We start from the raw sequence: 1,842 nt of genomic DNA on the forward strand, positions 1-1,842 counted from the left end.
GATTGAAAGGAGCGCCAGAAATGGCCACCACCTACTTCGCCCACATCGACACCGACGGCACCCTAACTATCACCACCGCCGACAAGATCGTCAGCAACGACAACACCTACCGCTACCTACGCGAGGCTGTAGGCGGCAACATCGACGTTGTATCCACCGGCGCACTCGACGTCTGGGTCAACGACGAAGGACTCTTTGACTGTGACGTCAACCCCACACTGACAAACTTCATCGAGCGTGAAGTCGGCACCATCTACCAGGAGTACTACGGGCCAGCACTCATTGCGAAGTCCAACAATCAAGGACAAACCATCGGGCTGACCGAACAAGACATCATCCACATCACCCAAGAGGTACTGCCCTCCATGCAAGAACTGGCCTAACCCCTAAGCCACCTGCGCCCATCAGGGTGCAGGTAGGTTTGACACCACGCCGCCAGAAGAAAACGACCGAAAGGACGCGACCACATGGCAGATACAACCATTTGCTACCCCGACGCCGACAACGACGCCTTCGAAGAAACACTCTGGGAGCATCTCGCACACTCCGCTACCGGCCACGAAATCGCCGCACTACTCAACGCCACCGGAGCCAGCACCCAACATGCGCGCGCCACCCTCAACAAATGGGTACACCACGACGTCGACGCCCAGGCGCTGACCATCGGCACGACAACCTATTACCTCACCGAAGCGCCCAAAGCGCCCTTCGTAGACTCCGACGAACTAGCCGCCGACCCGCACTGCGTGGCCTACATCCACGCCACCTAACACAAAAGCTATTCCACTAGCACTACCAATAGCTAGTGGAATAGCCACCAGTCACACACTGGCACACCAGGGGAGAAGGGCAAGAAAAGGCTCCCATACCCCAAGCTATCCCTATAGCTATTGGAACAGCTATGGAAATAGCAATAAGAAAGGAACATCAGGTCATGGCTACCGACATTAACCTCAACATCGAGGTAACTATCTCCAGCTCAGAAGCCTGCCTTTTAAGCGCGATGATGCACAACCGCGACACCGAACGCCTCCAAACAATTGCCACCACACTGGACGCCGGCGACTTCGAAAGCCCAATCTTCGCCCACATCTTCACCGCAATGGCCGACCTGCTCTCCCAATCCCGTCCCTGCGACGCCGCAACCGTCCGAAGCCACCTCGAAGCCCAAGGCGCACATGAAGCCCTGCCTGCTGACGTTATTAACTCCACCGTCGTAGGCCTGCTCACCCTTGGAGCAATCGATCTCCACGTAGGTGAATACGCCCGCCAAGTCGTCAGCGCATCCTACCGTCGCCAATTCGCCCATATGGCAGAACAACTGCGCTACGCCGCAGAAACCGCGCCCGAAGACGAACTTATGAACATCATGGTCGAACATGGCATCGGGCAGCGCCACGCCTGGAACCGCTACAAAAACATCAACCTCTAGACGCTCATCGAAAGCAGCCGCCAGGGGCGTGCACACACGCATGAGACGATCAAGGCGCACGCTCACCCCGACAGAAAGGACCACCCGCCATGAGCACGCTTTTAGCCTTGACTATCCTAGTCACCCTCGCACTCGTAGCCTATAACCTTCTCACCCTGCCGCTAGATCAAGCTGCAGGCGTAACCGTGGGGATTGCCGCAATCTGCGCCGTACAGGCATGGATATACACTGCCGCCGCCAGCCTGACCTCCGACGGCCTGGGAATGGCGTGGGCCACTGTTTATGCGGGAATTGCCGTTCTGGGCGCTCTCGCCCTGACGGTAGCGATCCGCATCGCGCGCTAGTCCTGGACGCTTTACCACCTTGCGTGCTTGTGTTTGCTTTGTGGGTGCGGGTGTGTGGGGTGGTTC

At 57.7% G+C, this 1,842-nt stretch carries 4 protein-coding genes; all 4 read left to right on the plus strand.

Going from position 1 to position 1,842, the window contains the following annotated elements; genetic code table 11:
• Nucleotides 1-20: 20 nt before the first annotated feature.
• The 4 genes from HMPREF2792_RS08000 to HMPREF2792_RS08015 all read left to right on the plus strand — a co-directional run bounded on the left by HMPREF2792_RS08000 (nt 21) and on the right by HMPREF2792_RS08015 (nt 1,776).
• Nucleotides 21-383: a DUF3846 domain-containing protein gene (locus tag HMPREF2792_RS08000; protein ID WP_070532633.1), complete on the plus strand. Its 363-nt coding sequence runs from the start codon at nt 21-23 to the stop codon at nt 381-383.
• Nucleotides 384-467: 84 nt separating this feature from the next.
• Nucleotides 468-770, plus strand: a complete 303-nt coding sequence (locus tag HMPREF2792_RS08005) for a hypothetical protein (RefSeq protein ID WP_070532634.1) — start codon at nt 468-470, stop codon at nt 768-770.
• A 164-nt stretch (nt 771-934) separates the two neighbouring features.
• On the plus strand, nt 935-1,432 hold the full coding sequence (locus HMPREF2792_RS08010) for a DnaB-like helicase N-terminal domain-containing protein (protein ID WP_070532635.1): 498 nt from the start codon (nt 935-937) through the stop codon (nt 1,430-1,432).
• Nucleotides 1,433-1,521: 89 nt separating this feature from the next.
• Nucleotides 1,522-1,776 (plus strand): hypothetical protein, encoded by a 255-nt coding sequence (locus HMPREF2792_RS08015; RefSeq protein ID WP_070532637.1) that lies wholly within the window; start codon nt 1,522-1,524, stop codon nt 1,774-1,776.
• Nucleotides 1,777-1,842 lie beyond the last annotated feature (66 nt).

Source organism: Corynebacterium sp. HMSC068H04, from assembly GCF_001811255.1.
GTDB classification, from domain to species: Bacteria; Actinomycetota; Actinomycetes; order Mycobacteriales; family Mycobacteriaceae; genus Corynebacterium; species Corynebacterium hesseae.

Excerpts from the sequence above, each read along its gene's own strand:
- HMPREF2792_RS08000 (WP_070532633.1), top strand. The coding sequence starts at position 21 with ATGGCCACCACCTACTTCGCCCACATCGACACCGACGGCACCCTAACT.
- HMPREF2792_RS08005 (WP_070532634.1), top strand. The coding sequence starts at position 468 with ATGGCAGATACAACCATTTGCTACCCCGACGCCGACAACGACGCCTTC.
- HMPREF2792_RS08010 (WP_070532635.1), top strand. The coding sequence starts at position 935 with ATGGCTACCGACATTAACCTCAACATCGAGGTAACTATCTCCAGCTCA.
- HMPREF2792_RS08015 (WP_070532637.1), top strand. The coding sequence starts at position 1,522 with ATGAGCACGCTTTTAGCCTTGACTATCCTAGTCACCCTCGCACTCGTA.